The sequence below is a fragment of the Bacteroidota bacterium genome, assembly GCA_005882315.1.
In the GTDB taxonomy this organism is placed as follows: domain Bacteria; phylum Bacteroidota; class Bacteroidia; order Chitinophagales; family Chitinophagaceae; genus VBAR01.
Genome location: VBAR01000004.1, coordinates 109,643 through 127,740 on the forward strand (window position 1 = coordinate 109,643; position 18,098 = coordinate 127,740).

The following is an 18,098-nucleotide window of genomic DNA, read 5'->3' on the forward strand; positions in this document are numbered from 1 at the left end:
CGCAAATTTAAGAGAAACAAATGAATCAGTCGTCAGTCGGCAGTCAACATTCTTTAGTAATCCAGTATCCAGTATCTATCATCCTAATATCCCAACTCATCCTTTCTTATACTCCACTTTCTGCATTTTCCCTTGCTGTACCAGTTCTTTATGAATATTATCCAGTATCCCATTTACAAATTGTCCGCTTTGTTGGGTACTGTATTCTTTTGCAAGGTCAATATACTCGTTGATGGTTACTTTAGGAGGTATAGTTTCGAAATACAAGAATTCAGCCACCCCCATTTTCATCAGTATCATATCCAGCAATGCAATACGTTCGGGGTCCCAGTTCTTTAATTTCGGAACGATCAGTTCTTGCAGGTGATCGTTTTTTTCTATCACTGTTTTCGTAAGACTCTCGGCAAAACCTCTTTTATCTGCGCCCAACATGTCTTTAAAATTAAAATGACCAGGTTTATGCATATAATTCACCAACAATTGGATCAGCATTTCACCATCATCATCCCAGTTAGAAAATATTTCTTCTGCATGTGAGGTGAATTCTTCATTCGCCAGCATCAGGTCATTTAGTATAAATTCCATGATCGCTTTCTCATCATCACGATTTCGGTTTTGAGCGGCTATATATTTTTTAAATTCTTCTTTTTCTATCAGTTCCAGGTAGATCTTACGTACCAGTTCATTATCAGCCCGCAACTGGGGTTTATCTTTTGTAAACTGTTCTTTCAGCGCCGGATCATCCAGCATTTTCCACAGAACTTCATTGCCGGCGAGTTTCGTATTCACGGCCAGGTCTTCCTTTGTAGGTAAATGTTTACTGGCCCGTTGGTGGGCAAGTTTTTCAGAATACCGTGGTATTTCCGTGAGGAACCAGATCAGGTAAACCATCAGGGAACGGGTATTGTCAAAATGTTTGTTGAGAATGGTAAGGGGGTTGTTCTCTTTTGCGGCTTTTTCTTTTTCGCCTTCCAGCAGGGACTCATTATAGATCGTCTGCATCACTTTCACCCTGATATTTCTTCTGCTAATCATGAATCAAGAACTGTTTGAGGCGGCAAATGTAACATTTGTAGCATTACCAGCCGAAACAGATTGTTATATATTTATTTCTTTTTAGATTAGGTATGAAGAAATTGTATTCTGTCATTATTCTTTCATTTTCTGAATCCAAAAAATGAGGATGATTGTGTAAAAGTCATAAAATATTACAACACCCTTTAATCATATCTGGCAGAAATGGTCAAATCAACACTGACTGACCTGCCAAAAAGAGACTACTCAAATAGTTCTGTATTACCAATATTGACAACATTTCCCTGAACCTGAAAATTTTGCAGTTTCATTATTGAAGGCACGGTATTAGCCCGTAACTTCGCCGCCCCGTCTTAGTCAGGCTCCTGGCAGGGGGGACAAAATTCCTTAAACAAAAAAAATCATACAAACTATGGCAAAGAAGCTCAGTATTACCCCACTTCATGACAGGGTAATTGTGAAGCCCGCAGCTGCTGAAGAAAAGACAGCAGGTGGAATCATTATCCCCGACACTGCAAAAGAAAAACCACAGCGTGGTACTATCATCGCTGCTGGTCCTGGTAAAAAAGATGAACCTGTAACAGTAAAATCTGGCGACACGGTTCTTTATGGCAAATATGCCGGAACTGAGATAACTATTGATGGTGAAGATTTCCTCATCATGAGAGAGAGTGACATTTTAGCGATTGTTTAATGTGCGAATTTGCTGATGTGCAAATTTGCGAATTAAGTTTTCCAAACCGCACATCCGCACATCAACTTTTCAAATTAAAAAACTTTTCAAATTATAAAATATGGCAAAACAATTATTCTTCGATATAGAAGCAAGAAACAGGATGAAGCGTGGCGTTGATGTTCTCGCCAATGCGGTGAAAGTAACACTCGGTCCTAAAGGCCGCAACGTGGTACTTGAGAAAAAATTTGGTGCACCTTCAATTACTAAAGATGGTGTAACTGTAGCAAAAGAAATCGAACTGGAAGACCCAATTGAAAATATGGGTGCACAGATGGTGAAAGAAGTAGCATCTAAAACTGCTGATATTGCAGGTGATGGTACTACTACTGCAACTGTGTTGGCACAATCGATCATCAGCGAAGGTTTGAAAATGGTAGCTGCAGGTTCTAACCCGATGGATCTGAAACGTGGTATTGACAAAGCAGTTGCTAAAGTAATTGAGCATCTGAAAGGTCAGAGCCAGGCTGTAGGAAATGACAGCAGCAAGATCCAACAGGTAGCTGCTATTTCTGCAAACAACGATGCAGAAATTGGTAAGCTGATCGCTGAAGCAATGAAGAAAGTAGGTAAAGAAGGTGTTATCACTGTTGAAGAAGCAAGAGGTACTGATACTACTGTTGATGTAGTAGAAGGTATGCAATTCGACCGCGGTTATATTTCTCCTTACTTCGTTACGAACAGCGAAAAAATGCAAGCTGAACTGGAGAATCCTTACATTCTTATTTATGATAAGAAGATCAGCAACATGAAAGATATTCTTCATATCCTGGAGAAAGTTGCACAAGGTGGCCGTCCTTTATTGATCATTGCTGAAGACCTCGAAGGTGAAGCACTGGCAACATTGGTGGTAAACAAATTGCGTGGTACTTTGAAAGTAGCTGCTGTAAAAGCTCCTGGTTTCGGTGATCGCAGAAAAGAAATGCTTACTGACCTTGCTATCCTTACAAAAGGTGTTGTGATCAGCGAAGAACAAGGATACAAACTGGAGAATGCTGACCTGACTTATCTCGGTGTTGCATCTACAGTTACAATTGATAAAGACAATACTACCATCGTTGGTGGTAAAGGAAAGAAAGAAGATATCACAGCTCGTATCAACCAGATCAAATCTCAGATCGAGAATACGACATCTGATTATGATAAAGAAAAATTACAGGAACGTCTTGCTAAATTAAGCGGTGGTGTTGCTGTATTGAAAGTAGGTGCTGCTACAGAAATGGAAATGAAAGAAAAGAAGGATCGTGTTGACGATGCATTGCATGCAACAAGAGCTGCAGTAGAAGAAGGTATCGTTGCAGGTGGTGGTACAGCTTTCATTCGTGCATTGGAATCATTGGAGAAATTCAAAGGTGCTAACGAAGATGAAACAACAGGAGCTGCTATTGTACGCCGTGCACTGGAAGAACCTCTTCGCATGATCGTAGAGAATGCAGGTGCAGAAGGTTCTGTTGTAGTAAACAAAATAAGAGAAGGAAAAAATGATTTTGGTTTCAATGCAAGAACTGAGGAGTATGAAACTTCCATGTTTAAAGCCGGAATTATCGATCCTACGAAAGTAACACGTGTTGCATTGGAAAATGCAGCTTCTATCGCCGGTATGTTACTCACTACTGAGTGTGTGATTGCTGATAAGCCTAAGAAAGAAGAAGCAGGCGGCCATAACCATGGTGCACCTGATATGGGTGGTATGGGTTATTAAAAACCCCAACCCCTAAAGGGGCTAAGAAGATTTTATAAAGTATAAGTCCTGCTTCGAAAGAAGCGGGACTTTTTTTATAAAGGCCCAATCTTTGTATATCGTCATTTAAACAATCTTATGCTTCCAATAGGCGACGATGATTCCGACAGGCGATTTGCTCCAATGGTTAACTATTTGTTGATCGCCATTAATGTCCTTGTATTTGTATTCCTGCAGGGAATGGGCGGGAATGAAAAATTTACTTATGCATTCTCAACTGTTCCAGCTGAAATTCTCACTGGAAATGATATTGTATCAGGAGTCTTAGAGCCTACTCCTGTACCTGTTTATTTAACACTTATTACTTCAATGTTCATGCATGGTGGTTGGGCTCACCTGTTGGGAAACATGTTGTTCTTATGGGTATTTGGCGACAATATCGAGAACCGGGTTGGTCATTCCCGCTATCTCATTTTTTATCTCGTTTGTGGAATCATTGCCTCACTTGCTCATGTGTTTGTATCAGGGGCATCATCAGAAATACCAAGCCTCGGTGCATCTGGCGCTATATCCGGAGTATTGGGTGCATACCTGCTACTCTTTCCCTCCCGTAGAGTTCGTGTATGGATGGGCCGGGGAATTGGCGAGGTGCCGGCATACGTTGCACTTGGCATCTGGATAGTCTTGCAGGTAATAATGGGGATGGGCCTGTTGGGTGGTGAACAAACCGGTGGTGGAGTGGCTTACGCTGCGCATATTGGCGGTTTTGCTGCTGGGTTATTGCTTATTAAATTGTTTGATATCCGCAGTAAAAGGGATATAACAATTAATAGATGATCAGTGTATAATTAATCATGGTTGACCTCCTCAAAGACGCTTGATTGCATTACCTTTGCGGCTTCAATTTTTGAAGCATTATGATCAGCGTAAGAGACCTCAAATTAGCCTACGGCAAAAGAGTTTTATTTGAAGATGTGAACCTCAACTTCACCAAAGGCAATTGCTATGGTGTAATTGGTGCAAATGGCGCCGGCAAGAGTACTTTTTTAAAAATACTCAGCGGCGAAATAGAGGCCAATAAAGGGACTGTTGAAATTACACCCGGCGAGCGGCTGGCTGTGTTAAAACAAAACCAGTTTGAGTTTGATGAGTATACTGTTTTAAATACAGTGATGATGGGCCACACTAAAATGTGGAAGGTGATGAAGGAAAGAGAAAGCATTTATGCCCTTGCTGATTTTACAGAAGAAGATGGAATGCGGGCCGGTGAACTGGAACATGAATTCGGAGAAATGGGCGGCTATACTGCAGAAAGTGATGCAGCTACTTTATTAAGTGAGTTGGGTGTGAAAGAAGAATATCATTCCATGCTGATGAAAGATATTCCATCTAATTTAAAGGTTCGGGTATTGCTAGCTCAATCACTCTTTGGCAATCCTGATATTCTTTTACTCGATGAGCCGACGAATGGTTTGGATATTGAAACCATCAGCTGGTTAGAAAACTTTTTGGCTGATTATGAAAATATCGTTCTTATTGTAAGCCACGACCGTCACTTTTTAGATGCGGTGTGTACACATGTAACCGATGTGGACAGGCAAAAAATAAAAATATTCTCCGGTAACTATAGTTTCTGGTATGAGAGTTCGCAATTAATGGCGAGACAGATCGGTGATAAGAATAAGAAAACAGAAGAGAAACGCCAGGCATTGATAGACTTTATTGCACGTTTCAGCGCCAATGCATCCAAGAGTAAACAAGCGACATCAAGAAAGAAAGCGTTGGAAAAATTAACCATTGATGAAATTGAACCGAGTTATAGAAAATATCCCGGTATTATTTTTCAGCCGTTGCGTGAAGTAGGTAACCAGATATTAAGTACGGAAAAATTATCAAAGTCTGTTGATGGCCGTGTGTTGTTTAAAGATGTAACGTTTACCGTAAACAAAGGAGATAAGATCGCTATACTTAGCCGCGACCCGCTGGCTGTTACAAGTTTCTTCAATATCATTACGGCGAATGCTATACCGGATGCTGGTTCTTATTCATGGGGTTCGACTGTTACACATGCTTATTTGCCGATCGAGAACAGTGAATTCTTCGATGGCAGCGATAACCTGATGGAATGGTTGCGTCAATATGTGCCGCAACATATTACTGAAAAGATAGATGAACCTTTTCTTCGTGGTTTTTTAGGCAAGATGTTGTTTAGTGGTGATGATATCATGAAAAAAACAAATGTACTGAGTGGGGGAGAGAAGGTACGTTGTATGATCAGCCGCATGATGTTGCAAAATCCCAATGTGGTTATTCTTGATCAGCCTACCAACCATCTTGACCTGGAAAGTATTCAAAGCTTCAACGAACAGTGTACAGCTTTTAAAGGAATCGTTTTACTCACCAGTCATGACCATACATTTATGCAAACTGTTGCCAATCGTGTGATCGAGTTAACACCTAAAGGCATTATTGATCGGCTGTCAGAGTTTGATGAATATCTTTCAGACGAGAGAGTAAAGACGCTGAGAGAAGAGATGTATGCTTAGAGTGTGAATGGTGAATGGTGAATTGTGAATTGTGAATTGTGAATATGGCACGCAATGGCACAAAGAAGACAAAGACGCAAAGTAAATTCTTTGCGCCTTCTTATTACTTGGCGTCTTTGCGTGAAATTTCGAAGATATCTATTTTGAATTGCTTACAGTTTTATTAGCGATTCTTGTCGGTGCTCCGATCGTTTTTAAAGTTCCGGTCATTATTGTTTTCCAAACCAGCATAAAAAAACCACCTTCAGGAATACGCTTAAATGCAGCCTGCACTTTTCGTATTTCTTCTCCCTCTTTTGGATTGTCTTTTTTTAATACAAATGCATTTGCCACCAGGCTGGTAACACCTTTTTTATCTAATTCTTTTTCACCTTTATCTTTTTCCAGCGGAAACAATTTAAGGTCCTTATATAAAACAGTTATATCTCCGGAAGCCTGTAATTGATCGCCCTGTATATTGGCGTCCAATTTTTGTAGCTCACCTTTTTCGATCTTAACCATTCCCATCGGCATTGCAAAACTGTTAATCATAGTTCCGTCAAAATCTTTATCGGAACTGATGCGGGCTGTAAACCCGCCGGATTTATAATTTTCACGGTTGAAAGTAAAATCTGCTTTCACAGGGATCTTGCCCATCAACAAGCCATTCCCATTGACAGTAACCGGGCTCAATCCTTTCCCGGTTCTGTTTGAAACGTTAGCAATGTTCATGGATATATTATTCACATGAATCGTTCCGCTTTGCTGCGACAAAGGATTATACTCTTCGTAGGCAAAATCAAGATCATTTGTTTTCAACCGGTCAATATTTATTTTCATTGCCAGCTTCATAAGAAGATCCACAGGAAAGTTTCCCATTTTTGATCTTGGTGGTAACGAACGATCTAAATAAATAAGCAGCTTTCCACTATTGATAGTAATTTCTTTTGCTACTACCTCGTCTTCATTGACAAGTTTCCACCAGTCTACACCATTTAATGTTACTGAAGGAAATGAAAATTGGAAATATTCTTTGCTGAATTTTTGACGACTGGAAAATTCTTTTTTATTTAATGGTGAATTAAACGAAAGGTTTGCAAGGGTAAGTTTTTGCTCCGGTACTTCTACATTCACTTTATCAATAGCCAGGTTATATTGTCCTTTGCTCATTTCTGCTTTATAGTCTTTAAAGCTGAGACTGGCTTTTTTTGCAAAAAGAAAGCGGGACCGGTCATTTCTTGTAGCAGAGTCTACCAGGATATCTTTCATATTTATGGTAACATCCTTCAGCACATTTGATCTGCCTTTATTGTGAATAATGATCCTGCCACCTTCCACTATAAGATTTTGTACTGATAGCTTTTTCATCTCCTTTAAAAAACGTTGTGTAAAATCTTCTTTTATTTCTTTCGTGTCGTTTTTATTACGATAGATCTCGAAAACAGGATTGGTTAGCTTCACCAGTTTATAATCCATGGTTTTCTCAGTTAATATATCATCAAAATTGATCCCTTCTACTTCAAATTTCGGAAAGGAAAAAGCAAAAATTTCAGCCGGTGCTATCCTTAATTCATTTAATGAATCGGCTCTTTTTTTATCCGGCTTTAAAACAACATTTTGAAAACTGGCAGTGGAGGCCAAGACATCCGCTTTCATATCACCAATGGACAAGGCATAAATATTATTAGATGTTTTTGCAACTAATTGTTGCAATCGTTCTATAATAAGTGGACGCAGGTTTAGTGATAAGGATTTTTTTGTTGATGCTGAATCTGTTTCTTTTACAGTGGCAATTTTTTCCCCGTCACGGGCTATAGTCACCCCGAGTGTATACCGGATGAATAAATAACCGCCAACGATTAGAAGCGAGGGGATCAATATCAGCAAAAACAATTTTTTGTTCATGTAATGCTGATAAGTCAAATAATAAGCCATTTAACTATTAGCAGGCATATTTAATTTACACCATACTGCTGTTTATTGCTATAAACGAAGTCTTTCGATTTGAAATAGCAATTTCAAATTTTTATTTCAATGTTGTTGTTGGAGATGAGCAAGGGATTTGAAGAAGGTTTCTTCTTTGTCAATGTTTCATTTTACGAAATATTTCACTCATTGTCTGAGGATCTATATTATCCATATCTACAAGTTTCAGGGCTTTTACCATTTTTAAAGTGTTGCTTTTATATTTCTGAAAATGAGGAGTTTTTAAATGAGATTCATACGCTTCCCTGTTTGCATATATTTCTAAAATACGAATTTGTGTGGGGTTTTGCTTTTGGTACATTGGGTAGATAGCAATAACTCCCGGTTCTAATTGAACTGAGGCACGGGATTCCTCCTGAAGAATTAGTTTGTACTCTTTAAGATAAGTTGAATCAATTTCTATTTCTGATAAACGGATCATCATATCTTTTGTTTGGGCTGAAATGTTGTTGTATGTAAAAAGCATGAAAGCTAAAATATATTTCATCTTTAAAATGTTTTAATCTTTGAATAGTTAGAAGAGAGTTGGAAGTTTGAAAGAGCTTTTTATACAGCTTATGTTTGTGGCCGTTTATTGTCCTCCTAATTTGTAAATAGGATTGCGTTTTTAGCCGATGTATAAAAATTCTGATCTGTTAAGTCATAACCAGCTCTTTTCAAGTAACCAATAATTATTTCATTGCTGATTCTGTCTTTTATACTCCTCCTTGTGTAATTGCTGGTGTCTTCAATCGGAAGTGGTGTCCTTCCAGAAAAGAAAACCCACTTACTATCCTCTTTTATGGCATGCACTCTTCTTTCAGCAATTTGGCCTTTGTCCTTATAGAAATAACTAAAAAAATATGCAGGATATTTTTTTGTGTCGTCAATTGTAAAGCCAACTTGATATGCGTTTTTGTTTCTAAGTTTTGTGTAGTTGTAAACTGCCGTATACCACCCATCACGGAAGTTTGGAAAAAATACTGTTGAGCCTAGATTAGTTGCTGGTTCAAACAAAAGAAACTTTACTTTATTTGAGTTATACGGAATCGTTCGTGTCGAACATATTTTTTTGAAGTCAACTTTTGTCAGCTCTTTTTGCTTCAATGCAAAATCAACAAGAAGGGTATTTAAGTTCCTGGATACATTTTCAATTTTATCTTGAATAATTGATATTTTAAAATAGTCGTATAGTTGAAAAGGTGTCTGCATAAATGGCCACTAACTCATTAATATACCTAACTCCCGGTACTGGTTTATTACGCCGTTGTTGGTATTTTCGAAGTTAAGTCTTTTGCTCCTTTAATTCTATTCACCAACAACCGAAGTTGTACTATGATTGTGTTGTTGGTGAAGAGTCAGAAATTTGAAAGAGTTTTTATTTTGAATACCAACAACGGTGTAATATTATTCCTTTATTAGTATTATCCTTTCGGATTCTTCCTTGCAATTAGAATTTAACCACTTACTCCACTCGGCTAATACTTCTTTGGTTATTACATAGGTACCATTTTCGCTTTCATCACACTTGATATGCGTGAAATTTATCAAAAACTGAATAGATTTATTTTTCCCTTTTACTTTATACTTTGTCTTTCCATCTGAGTAATTAGTTTGAACCCGTTTTGCGGAGTATATATAAACTCCTTTACTAAAACTATTTGCTAATGAGTTGTAAGTTTCAATTGCTTTTCGACAATCTGGAACACTTTCATTGCAATTTAATTGTCGAAAAGCAACGCCAACGTTTGTTTCATGAGTATGAAATAAAATGATCAGGATTAGTGTAAAATAAATTTTCATAGTGATTTAGGAATTGCTTTCTTACGCAGTTTATATTTTGTGCAGTTATTCTTTTTCAGGAACATAAACAGTTTTATATGTCGCCCCAGCATCTTTTGTCCAGACAACCGTTTTGATCGGTTTGTCAACAATGAAAAGATATCGATTTTTGAATTTCAAGGAGTCTTTCAACAGAAAATTTAAAGAGTCATGTATCCTGAATGAATCATACTTCTCTTTTATTAAGGTCTTTTGAACATATAGATTGACCTCGGAACTATCATTCGGTCTAAATCGAATGCCACGAAGTGCTGCAATTGGTTCTTCAATAACATAGAACTGTGAAGTGTCAAGGTTTAGTTTATTAATCGCTTGTCGAAGAGTCATGTCCAATAAACAAGTGTCCATCTTTGAAATATCGTCAGATGAACAATCTGGGTATTTGGCATTATTAATTTTTTGAGAACAGCTTAAGACAAATAAAAAAATAGTCACATACCAAATAATAATGAATGGTCGCATATAGTTGCACATTTACACCGTTATTGCTGTTTTCGAAGTTAAGCCTTTTGCTTCTTTAATTCTCTTCACCAACAACCGAAGTTGTACTATGATTGTGTTGTTGATGAAGACATGCATATCAGTCATCATCGCATGAATACCATGTTAGCACAGTTGTTTCATTGGTAATCATCTTTTGTAAGACCAGCATTCAAAATATCATTTGAAGAAGCCAATATAAAATCCTCTGTTTTGGTCTGCTTACAATTCGGACAAACCTTAGTAAATCCCTTGTCTAAATCCTTTGCGGCTATAAAGGTGTCTCCCATTTCTTCACAGTGTGCTGTTAAGTAATTGCAGTTTGGACATACAACGAATGATGGATAGCCTTGCTCACAACAAGGGCAAATTTGTTTCAGATAGAATGTGGGCTTGACAATGTCCATAGCGAGTTAGGAAACTATTTTTTCAATTTAAACGAAGTTAAGTCTTTTGCTCCTTTAATTCTATTCACCAACAACCGAAGTTTTACTATGAGTGTGTTGTTGGTGAAGAGTCAGAAATTTGAAAGAGTTTTTATTTTGAACACCAACAATGGCGTAAAGATGAGGATATGTTCCTCGCCCCCTGCTGACGCAAAACTGAATGTTGTGCGTTCGCCAATTAACAACTCATCTTTTCAATTTTGCAAAACTGCAGAATAAGTTGAACTATATTAGACACTTTTTTAAAAGTTGAAATGTAGTCGTATTTTCTTGAAAACTCCAAGGGACATTTATAGGCATAACTTCGATAAGCATCTTTGGCCAATAGCTCAAATGAATAAAGAATGGAGTTGTTGTCAGTTTGTAATTGGTCAATAAGTATTTCACCTTTCTTGTCAACTAAGTTTTGTGCAAGTGGAATAGTTAAGACATTGTTTTTGTCCAACTCTTTCCACAAGGAGTCCAATCCGTCTGATTTTAATGGAACTTCTTGAGATTGCTCGGGTGACCAGGCATTTTTAAACAGCCTGGCTTTCCATTCGCCACTTTTAAAAGAAATTATGAATATTGAAAGCCCCTCTTTGTTGTCAGACCATTTAGGAAAAATGAAGAGTCGAAGTTCAAATTCATTGTCCTTTTGCAAAATGAATTTTTTATCTATTCCCTCCATTACTCCACTTTGAATTCTCATGTCGGTACTGTCACCTTTAAAAGAGAATTGTCCAAAAGAATGAATGCTTGAAGCCAATGAAAAGAAAACGATAATAAATAATTTCATCATAATTACGGAATCTGATTTGGTGACGCACAACTCATAAATTTACGTAGTATCTGGTATAAATTTCTTCTGAGAATCAATCTTATTCTATGCCACCTTCTAACGTATCAACGTCACCGTTCCCTTCTGTGTGTAGGTTTTTTTATCCAGCCCCAATCCCTGGAATATCCATACAAATGTGCTGGTAGGTTGTTGCATACCGCTGATGGTTCCGTTCCAACCACGTTGGTTTGATTTTATATCAAATACGAGCTGGCCCCAGCGGTTGAATACACGGAAGTATTGAATTTCTTTTATACCAAAAGTTATGGGCAGCAAAAGATCATTCCGGCCATCATTATTTGGAGTAAATGCTGTGGGTATATAAACTTTTACTTCTTTAATTGTTTTTACAATTTGCGTATCAACAGTTACACAACCACCAGAGGTAGTAATGGTAACTGTATAAATAAATTCTTCGTCAGTCAATGGACTGTTGAATTGCGGATTGATAATATTTACATGATCCAGGTAAATGGGTGGCTTCCATAAATAACTTACTCCAAAATTTCTCGCAGTTAAGTCAATCGGGTTATTTATCACTGCATATTGAATAGGATAAATAACAGGTGACCGCGGTGTTTCTATTAATACCGTTTCAGTCCTTGTAGATATTGCACAACCTACGTCGGTATACAACATTGCATGATAGGTGCCCGATATATTGGCCCTGTATCTTGTATTATTAGCTCCGATAACCGGGTTGCCATTTACATACCATTGAATACTGTCGGTTGGTTGCACACGAAACACAGCGCTATCGCCAGTAGTAACACAGAAATTTGTTTTCCCAATTACCTGCATACTACTATCTATGATCGAAGTAGTAACGAGAACCGAGTCTTTACTCATGCAGCCACCTCCCGTGCTGCGTACCGTCAATTCATATAACATTGTATTAGGAGGATTGGCCCTTGGGTTTGAAATGTCCGGATTGGATAATCCCACATCCGGGCTCCAGGTATACACTACTCCGGGCTTAGAATTGCCGCCGATCATTACAGGATTTTTATTGCATGAGAGTACATCTTCGCCTGCATTGGCCCTAAGCGTAAGGGTATCGACCAGCCTGGCATATAAGGTATCCAGGCAGCCATAACCATTATAGGGTATCAGCTCAACGGCAATGGTAGTGCCTACCGCGGGTGGCGGACTGAAACGAATATGCTGCGTACTACCTAATGTTTGAGTAAAAGTATTGTTATACCATGTGTATGATTGATATCCGTAAGGAGCTACTACATTTACTGCTGTATCATCGCGGCAATAAGTGGCGCCAACAAATTCGCTGCTGCATTCCGTATTTACATCGATATAAGCATAACCGAAATGGCGGCGGAATGTGCAATCTGCCGTTTTAAAAAACAAACGAATCGTTTTTCCTGCCTGGTTATTCAGGTTGATCGTAACTGCTGACCAGTCTTTGCACCAAACGGCAGTAGAATCGCCATTAGTCGATTGAAAAAATCCTGGTAGTGGTGAGCCATTCGGAAAAAAAGTAAAGGAGGAACAATCGATACGTTGATTATCGGTCACATTGGTTACTTCCAGCACCAGTCGTGGTTGTTGAAAATCGAGGTGATTCGGATCCTGGAATACGACTGCATAATGATAGATCAAAGAATAAGTATTGCGGCCGGCAGGTATCGTAAATTCATAGGAGATACCTTCTGCTTCTGCACCACCCATAGTATTTCCAAGTTTTACAGAATAGCCGCTTCCGTTTGGACACATAACAGGAAAGCCACCATAAAAGTCCAGGGTACCTGCATCATTGGCAGCAGAGTACATTGTATGATAATTGGGTACCGGGCCACCGGACGGAAAGAGATTTATTGCATTTGTTGAATTACCTAAAGCAACTGTATTCCCGGTATAGCATGTCCATCCGCTAAAACTTCCGTTTTCAAAATCAATATTGGGAGGACATTGAGCAGTTAATTTAGATTGAAAAAAAACAGTGAATAGAAAAAATGAGAGTATGGCCGGGTGCAACAATTTTATGGCTTTAATATTTTGTTTAGTGATGTTATGCACAGACCGGATTGAGTAACTAAAGTTAAGATTTAGTTTAGATAAAACGAAGTGAAGTTGGGCCCGGTTGCCCCTGAAAGTTTAGGGGTGACATTTAACATTAACAAGAGGATCGAATTACGGCAGTTCTTCAATCATAATTTTCTTCCATCTCACCTTTATTCCACCTCCATCATGTATCTGCAAAGCTATAAACCCATTGCCTTTACCAATTTTTTCATCGTTGAATTGTACCATCATATGGCCATTCAGCCAGGTTGTTACTTCGTCGCCATTTACCTGTAGTTTCAGCTTATTCCATTTGCCGGTTTTTAAAAAACGTTCATGCAGTGGGTTAGGTTTTATCAGCCAACCCCGGCCATATGATTCATAAATGCCCCCGGTAAAATGATCTTTTGGCGCCACTTCGCATTGCCAGCCGCTGATCTTAGTGCCTTCAATAGAAGAACGGAAAAACACGCCACTGTTGCCATTCGATTCCTGTTTGAATTCAAGATTGAGAACAAAATTTTTATAGCTTTTATTAGTGGAGAGATAACCATACTGTTTATCGGGTCCGCTTTCGCAAACAAGCTGTCCTTTTTCTACATACCATTTCTCAGTACCATGAATTGTCCAGCCTGTTAGGTCTTTACCATTAAAAAGTGAAACGGATTTGTTTTGAAAGTTTAAAAAAGGAAAAATGAGAAGGGCAAGCAGTACATTCTTCATGCTGTTATTTTAAAACAAGTTAGCCATTTTAAATAAACAGAAGTTAGCAGGTAGCTTTCTGTTTATTGTGAAATACTTTTTGAACCACATAGGCACATAGCCCACAATAGTGAGAGACACATAGACCATCTATGTGAAAGCCTATGTAACTATGTTTCTATGTGGTTCAATTTTTTCAAACTGAGATACTATTTAGCTTTCTGAGGACTGGTTAATATCGTAGTTATACGAAAGCTGGTTCATTATTTCGGGTTTTGAGTTGATATCAATTATTTTTTTTGTTTATGAATAAAAAAATGAACTGTGAGTTTGTGCCAAATGAGAAATGAAATTATCTTAGTGAAACGATCTTTATCCTTCCGTACCTGTTAATCTTCCGGGAAAAACTAGCATCCGGGCCGGGAGTATGTCGAGCAGTCCTGCGTTTATCGAAGGGCAAGATATTCGGGTTGAAGCCAACTGAAGTGAAAAAATAATTTAAATGTCCCGTCCCGCTTCAAGCGGGACGGGGTTTTCTTTTGTAACACTGTTCTTCCTTATCTTCCCTGCTCATGCCACCAACCACTGAATTAAAAAGAACAATCAGTTTTACTACTGCTGCATCGTTAGTTATTGGAGGAGTTATCGGCTCCGGTATTTTTATGCGTCCGGCGGAAATGGCCGGGCAATTAGGTTCTCCTTATTTAATAATGTTAGCATGGATCATTGCCGGCACTATTACTTTATTAAGCGCCATGTCCACTGCTGAAATTGGGGCAATGATGCCCGAAACAGGAGGCCAGTATGTGTACATGAAAAAGATCTATGGCGATTTCTGGGGTTATCTTTTTGGCTGGGCAAATTTTGCCGTGATCAATACTGCCGGCACTGCTGCTGTTACTTTTATAATCGGTCAGTACTTTGAATATTTTGTAAAGCTTCCGCGGTTTTCGGAAGCTGTTGAACAATCAGTAAGTTTTCATCTCCCAATGATGGGCGACATTTTTCCACTACAGAATTTTGGAGTAAAAATTTTTACAATCATTGTACTGGGACTTTTATCCCTGGTTGGCTATTACAGTACTAAAGCCGGCGGAGCTTTGCAACGTTATCTTACATATGCAAAAATGCTTGCGATCTTATTTATTGTTTTTGGTTTATTGTTTTCAGGAAAAGGAAGTTTGCAAAATTTTATTATAGAGGATCATGGAATAAAACCCGTAGGTTTTGCTTTGGTGGCTGCGATGGTGGCTGCCTGTAATGGCGCCTTACAGGCTTTTGACGGATACAGTATAATGCTGACAATAGGTGGTGAAATAAAAAATCCGAAAAAAAATATTCCCCGAAGTCTTATTATGGGGCTTATTGTTTGTATGATCGTTTACATTCTCATTACTGCGGCAATGATGTATATACTGCCCGTTGGTGTAATGGCAAAATCTTCATTGGTAGCCACGGATGCAATGATGGTTGCATTTGGTACTATTGGCGGTGGAATTGTTGCAGGATTGATTTGTATAAATGTACTTGGCACTTCAAATGGAAATGTGTTTACATCACCACGTATGACATTTGCAATGGCCGAGCAAGGCAGATTTTTTGCATCGACTGGCATCGTCAACAAAAAATACGAGACCCCGGGTAATGCTTTTCTTATTCATTTTGTATGGATGCTTATTCTCGTATTGAGCGGTTCATTTACTATTCTTGCCGATCTCTATATTTTTATTGTGTGGCTGTTTAACCTGATGCTGGTAGCCGGAGTTATTATTTTAAGAAAGAGGATGCCGGATGCTGAACGGCCTTATAAAGTCTGGGGCTATCCGTGGGTACCTATTATTGTTATCATCTTTAATGCCTTTTACCTCGTAATGACCTTGTATAATGATATTAAGAACTACAATATGGGTAAATCGAATACAATTAATTCTGTAATTGGCCTGGTACTTACTGCCATTGGTATCCCATTATATTTTTATTTTCGCAGGAAATACAAAACAGATAATTCTTAGAACATGAACAAGAAAATGAAATGGATTGGAGTGATAGCAGCAATATTGCTGATCGTTTCCTGTTTTACACCCTGGGTGATCATTGAATCAAAAGCCATTACAGTAAGCGGTATAGATGCAACAGGAACTAATTATGGTAAGCCCGGTTATTTTCATTTCATCTTTGCTTTTTTCTTCCTGCTATTATCGTTCATTCAAAAATTATGGGCCAAACGGTTTAATCTTTTGGTGGTTGCAATAAATGTTGCCTGGGCCGCTAAAAATTATTTTTTACTCACTGCTTGCGCAGGCGGTGAATGTCCCGTTTCTCAAATAGGATTATGGCTAATGTTATTTGCATCAGGTGTTATGCTTATATCTTCTTTTTTCCCTGATATTGAAATAAAACAAGAGCAGAAGAGCTGATCTAATCAAGCACTTTCAGACTCTTTCCAATAATTTCAACACATTCCATTATTTGTTCTTCTGTAATTATAAGTGGAGGGGCAAAACGAATTTTATCGCCATGCGTTGGTTTTGCAAGCAGGCCATTTTCTTTTAGTTCAAGACAGAGATCCCATGCCGCCTCTTTATTTGGATGATTGATAACAATTGCATTCAGCAAACCCTTTCCACGAATGATGCTGATATGCCGGGAATCCAGTTTCTTTAATTCACCTCTCAGTATTATACCCATTGTTTCTGCATTCCCTATCATTTTTTCATCTTTTAAAACCTGTAAGGAAGCTATTGCAGTTTTTGCTGCTAATGGATTACCACCATATGTACTTCCATGTTCGCCGGGTTTTATTGTCATCATTATTTCATCATCAGCAAGCACTGCACTCACTGGCAACATGCCGCCGCTTAATGCTTTCCCTAACAATAAAATATCAGGTCTTATATTTTCATGGTCACAGGCAAGCATTTTACCTGTTCTTGCTAAGCCTGTTTGTATTTCATCAGCAATGAAAAGTGCATTCGCTGCTTCGCATAACTGTTTAGCTCTTGATAAATATCCCTCATCAGGTACCAACACACCGGCTTCACCTTGTATTGGTTCTACTAAAAAGCCGGCGACACTTTTATCTTTTAATGCTTCGGCTAAAGCCGGAATATCATTATAAGGAATAGAAATAAATCCGGACATATACGGCCCGAAATTTTTTCTTGCAGACTGATCACTGCTGAAAGAAATAATAGTAGTGGTACGACCATGAAAATTTCCTTCACACACAATTATTTTCGCTTCGCCTTCCTGAATGCCTTTTACTTCATAGGCCCATTTCCGACAAAGTTTAATACCGGTTTCAACTGCTTCAACACCTGTATTCATTGGCAACACTTTATCATAACCAAAATATTCGGTGATAAACTTTTCATATTCACCCAACAGGTTATTATGGAATGCACGGCTTGTTAAAGTAAGTTGCTGTGCCTGTTCTATAAATGCTTTTAAGATCTTTGGATGACAATGGCCCTGGTTAACGGCAGAATAGCCGCTTAAAAAATCATAATAGCGTTTGCCATCTATATCCCACAGGTAAACACCTTCGCCTTTTGAAAGCACAACCGGCAACGGGTGATAATTATGTGCACCGTATTTTTTTTCGAGATCTAAATAATATTGTGTTTTATCGGATAACATAATAGTTGATGTCATAAAAAGATAATAGTGAAAAGATGATAAGTAATAATGAATGCTCGGGAACCTCCCCTTTGGGGAGGCAGGAGGGGCTACCCTCGATGATTGAGTAGATCGAGATTATTCTTGAGGAATGATAAGAATAAATATGATTTGTTGTGCGACATTTGCATGCAAGATAAGAAAAGAAGCGTAGAGTTTTAAGTAATAGGTT

Annotated in this window: 16 protein-coding genes; 6 read left to right on the forward strand and 10 right to left on the reverse strand. The window is 38.3% G+C overall.

What is annotated here, in order from left to right; genetic code table 11:
• Positions 1 to 96 precede the first annotated feature (96 nt).
• Positions 97 to 1,035, reverse strand: coding sequence for a transcription antitermination factor NusB (nusB, locus tag E6H07_17390; GenBank protein TMI62037.1), 939 nt, complete (start codon positions 1,033 to 1,035; stop codon positions 97 to 99).
• 412 nt (positions 1,036 to 1,447) lie between these two features.
• Between nusB and E6H07_17395 the strand changes: the two genes are divergently transcribed.
• The 4 genes from E6H07_17395 to E6H07_17410 all read left to right on the forward strand — a co-directional run bounded on the left by E6H07_17395 (position 1,448) and on the right by E6H07_17410 (position 5,995).
• Positions 1,448 to 1,729, forward strand: coding sequence for a co-chaperone GroES (locus E6H07_17395; protein TMI62038.1), 282 nt, complete (start codon positions 1,448 to 1,450; stop codon positions 1,727 to 1,729).
• Positions 1,730 to 1,829: 100 nt separating this feature from the next.
• Positions 1,830 to 3,470 (forward strand): chaperonin GroEL, encoded by a 1,641-nt coding sequence (groL, locus tag E6H07_17400; GenBank protein ID TMI62039.1) that lies wholly within the window; start codon positions 1,830 to 1,832, stop codon positions 3,468 to 3,470.
• 117 nt (positions 3,471 to 3,587) lie between these two features.
• On the forward strand, positions 3,588 to 4,286 hold the full coding sequence (locus E6H07_17405; protein ID TMI62040.1) for a rhomboid family intramembrane serine protease: 699 nt from the start codon (positions 3,588 to 3,590) through the stop codon (positions 4,284 to 4,286).
• A gap of 80 nt (positions 4,287 to 4,366) precedes the next feature.
• On the forward strand, positions 4,367 to 5,995 hold the full coding sequence (locus E6H07_17410) for an ATP-binding cassette domain-containing protein (protein TMI62041.1): 1,629 nt from the start codon (positions 4,367 to 4,369) through the stop codon (positions 5,993 to 5,995).
• Positions 5,996 to 6,133: 138 nt separating this feature from the next.
• Here E6H07_17410 and E6H07_17415 read toward each other — a convergent pair whose 3' ends face one another.
• The 8 genes from E6H07_17415 to E6H07_17450 form a co-directional block, all read right to left on the reverse strand.
• Complete coding sequence (locus E6H07_17415) at positions 6,134 to 7,879, reverse strand: hypothetical protein (GenBank protein ID TMI62042.1); 1,746 nt, start codon at positions 7,877 to 7,879, stop codon at positions 6,134 to 6,136.
• Between the two features lie 178 nt (positions 7,880 to 8,057).
• The gene (locus tag E6H07_17420) at positions 8,058 to 8,384 is read right to left on the reverse strand and encodes an antibiotic biosynthesis monooxygenase (GenBank protein ID TMI62094.1); all 327 of its coding nucleotides are present in this window, start codon (positions 8,382 to 8,384) and stop codon (positions 8,058 to 8,060) included.
• Between the two features lie 158 nt (positions 8,385 to 8,542).
• The gene (locus E6H07_17425) at positions 8,543 to 9,151 is read right to left on the reverse strand and encodes a hypothetical protein (protein ID TMI62043.1); all 609 of its coding nucleotides are present in this window, start codon (positions 9,149 to 9,151) and stop codon (positions 8,543 to 8,545) included.
• Between the two features lie 195 nt (positions 9,152 to 9,346).
• The gene (locus tag E6H07_17430) at positions 9,347 to 9,742 is read right to left on the reverse strand and encodes a hypothetical protein (protein ID TMI62044.1); all 396 of its coding nucleotides are present in this window, start codon (positions 9,740 to 9,742) and stop codon (positions 9,347 to 9,349) included.
• Positions 9,743 to 9,787: 45 nt separating this feature from the next.
• Complete coding sequence (locus tag E6H07_17435) at positions 9,788 to 10,243, reverse strand: hypothetical protein (protein TMI62045.1); 456 nt, start codon at positions 10,241 to 10,243, stop codon at positions 9,788 to 9,790.
• Positions 10,244 to 10,885: 642 nt separating this feature from the next.
• Entirely contained in the window at positions 10,886 to 11,488 is a 603-nt protein-coding gene (locus E6H07_17440; GenBank protein TMI62046.1) for a hypothetical protein, read from the reverse strand.
• A gap of 96 nt (positions 11,489 to 11,584) precedes the next feature.
• Positions 11,585 to 13,561, reverse strand: coding sequence for a gliding motility-associated C-terminal domain-containing protein (locus tag E6H07_17445; GenBank protein ID TMI62047.1), 1,977 nt, complete (start codon positions 13,559 to 13,561; stop codon positions 11,585 to 11,587).
• Positions 13,562 to 13,675: 114 nt separating this feature from the next.
• Positions 13,676 to 14,269 (reverse strand): DUF1080 domain-containing protein, encoded by a 594-nt coding sequence (locus tag E6H07_17450; GenBank protein ID TMI62048.1) that lies wholly within the window; start codon positions 14,267 to 14,269, stop codon positions 13,676 to 13,678.
• Positions 14,270 to 14,820: 551 nt separating this feature from the next.
• Here E6H07_17450 and E6H07_17455 point away from each other — a divergent pair.
• Positions 14,821 to 16,260 carry an amino acid permease gene (locus E6H07_17455; protein TMI62049.1) on the forward strand — a complete coding sequence of 480 codons (1,440 nt, stop codon included), beginning with the start codon at positions 14,821 to 14,823 and terminating at the stop codon, positions 16,258 to 16,260.
• A 3-nt stretch (positions 16,261 to 16,263) separates the two neighbouring features.
• Positions 16,264 to 16,665 carry a hypothetical protein gene (locus tag E6H07_17460; protein TMI62050.1) on the forward strand — a complete coding sequence of 134 codons (402 nt, stop codon included), beginning with the start codon at positions 16,264 to 16,266 and terminating at the stop codon, positions 16,663 to 16,665.
• A 1-nt stretch (position 16,666) separates the two neighbouring features.
• On the opposite strand, the gene rocD is transcribed toward E6H07_17460, so the two are convergent.
• The gene (rocD, locus tag E6H07_17465) at positions 16,667 to 17,902 is read right to left on the reverse strand and encodes an ornithine--oxo-acid transaminase (protein ID TMI62051.1); all 1,236 of its coding nucleotides are present in this window, start codon (positions 17,900 to 17,902) and stop codon (positions 16,667 to 16,669) included.
• Between the last annotated feature and the right edge of the window lie 196 nt (positions 17,903 to 18,098).

What these genes read in the sequence shown, in the direction of transcription:
- rocD (TMI62051.1), bottom strand. Translation starts at nt 17,902, where the DNA reads ATGACATCAACTATTATGTTATCCGATAAAACACAATATTATTTAGAT.
- E6H07_17405 (TMI62040.1), top strand. Translation starts at nt 3,588, where the DNA reads ATGCTTCCAATAGGCGACGATGATTCCGACAGGCGATTTGCTCCAATG.
- nusB (TMI62037.1), bottom strand. Translation starts at nt 1,035, where the DNA reads ATGATTAGCAGAAGAAATATCAGGGTGAAAGTGATGCAGACGATCTAT.
- E6H07_17410 (TMI62041.1), top strand. Translation starts at nt 4,367, where the DNA reads ATGATCAGCGTAAGAGACCTCAAATTAGCCTACGGCAAAAGAGTTTTA.
- E6H07_17415 (TMI62042.1), bottom strand. Translation starts at nt 7,879, where the DNA reads ATGAACAAAAAATTGTTTTTGCTGATATTGATCCCCTCGCTTCTAATC.
- E6H07_17455 (TMI62049.1), top strand. Translation starts at nt 14,821, where the DNA reads ATGCCACCAACCACTGAATTAAAAAGAACAATCAGTTTTACTACTGCT.
- E6H07_17450 (TMI62048.1), bottom strand. Translation starts at nt 14,269, where the DNA reads ATGAAGAATGTACTGCTTGCCCTTCTCATTTTTCCTTTTTTAAACTTT.
- E6H07_17435 (TMI62045.1), bottom strand. Translation starts at nt 10,243, where the DNA reads ATGCGACCATTCATTATTATTTGGTATGTGACTATTTTTTTATTTGTC.
- E6H07_17430 (TMI62044.1), bottom strand. Translation starts at nt 9,742, where the DNA reads ATGAAAATTTATTTTACACTAATCCTGATCATTTTATTTCATACTCAT.
- E6H07_17425 (TMI62043.1), bottom strand. Translation starts at nt 9,151, where the DNA reads ATGCAGACACCTTTTCAACTATACGACTATTTTAAAATATCAATTATT.
- E6H07_17460 (TMI62050.1), top strand. Translation starts at nt 16,264, where the DNA reads ATGAACAAGAAAATGAAATGGATTGGAGTGATAGCAGCAATATTGCTG.
- groL (TMI62039.1), top strand. Translation starts at nt 1,830, where the DNA reads ATGGCAAAACAATTATTCTTCGATATAGAAGCAAGAAACAGGATGAAG.
- E6H07_17440 (TMI62046.1), bottom strand. Translation starts at nt 11,488, where the DNA reads ATGATGAAATTATTTATTATCGTTTTCTTTTCATTGGCTTCAAGCATT.
- E6H07_17395 (TMI62038.1), top strand. Translation starts at nt 1,448, where the DNA reads ATGGCAAAGAAGCTCAGTATTACCCCACTTCATGACAGGGTAATTGTG.
- E6H07_17420 (TMI62094.1), bottom strand. Translation starts at nt 8,384, where the DNA reads ATGATGATCCGTTTATCAGAAATAGAAATTGATTCAACTTATCTTAAA.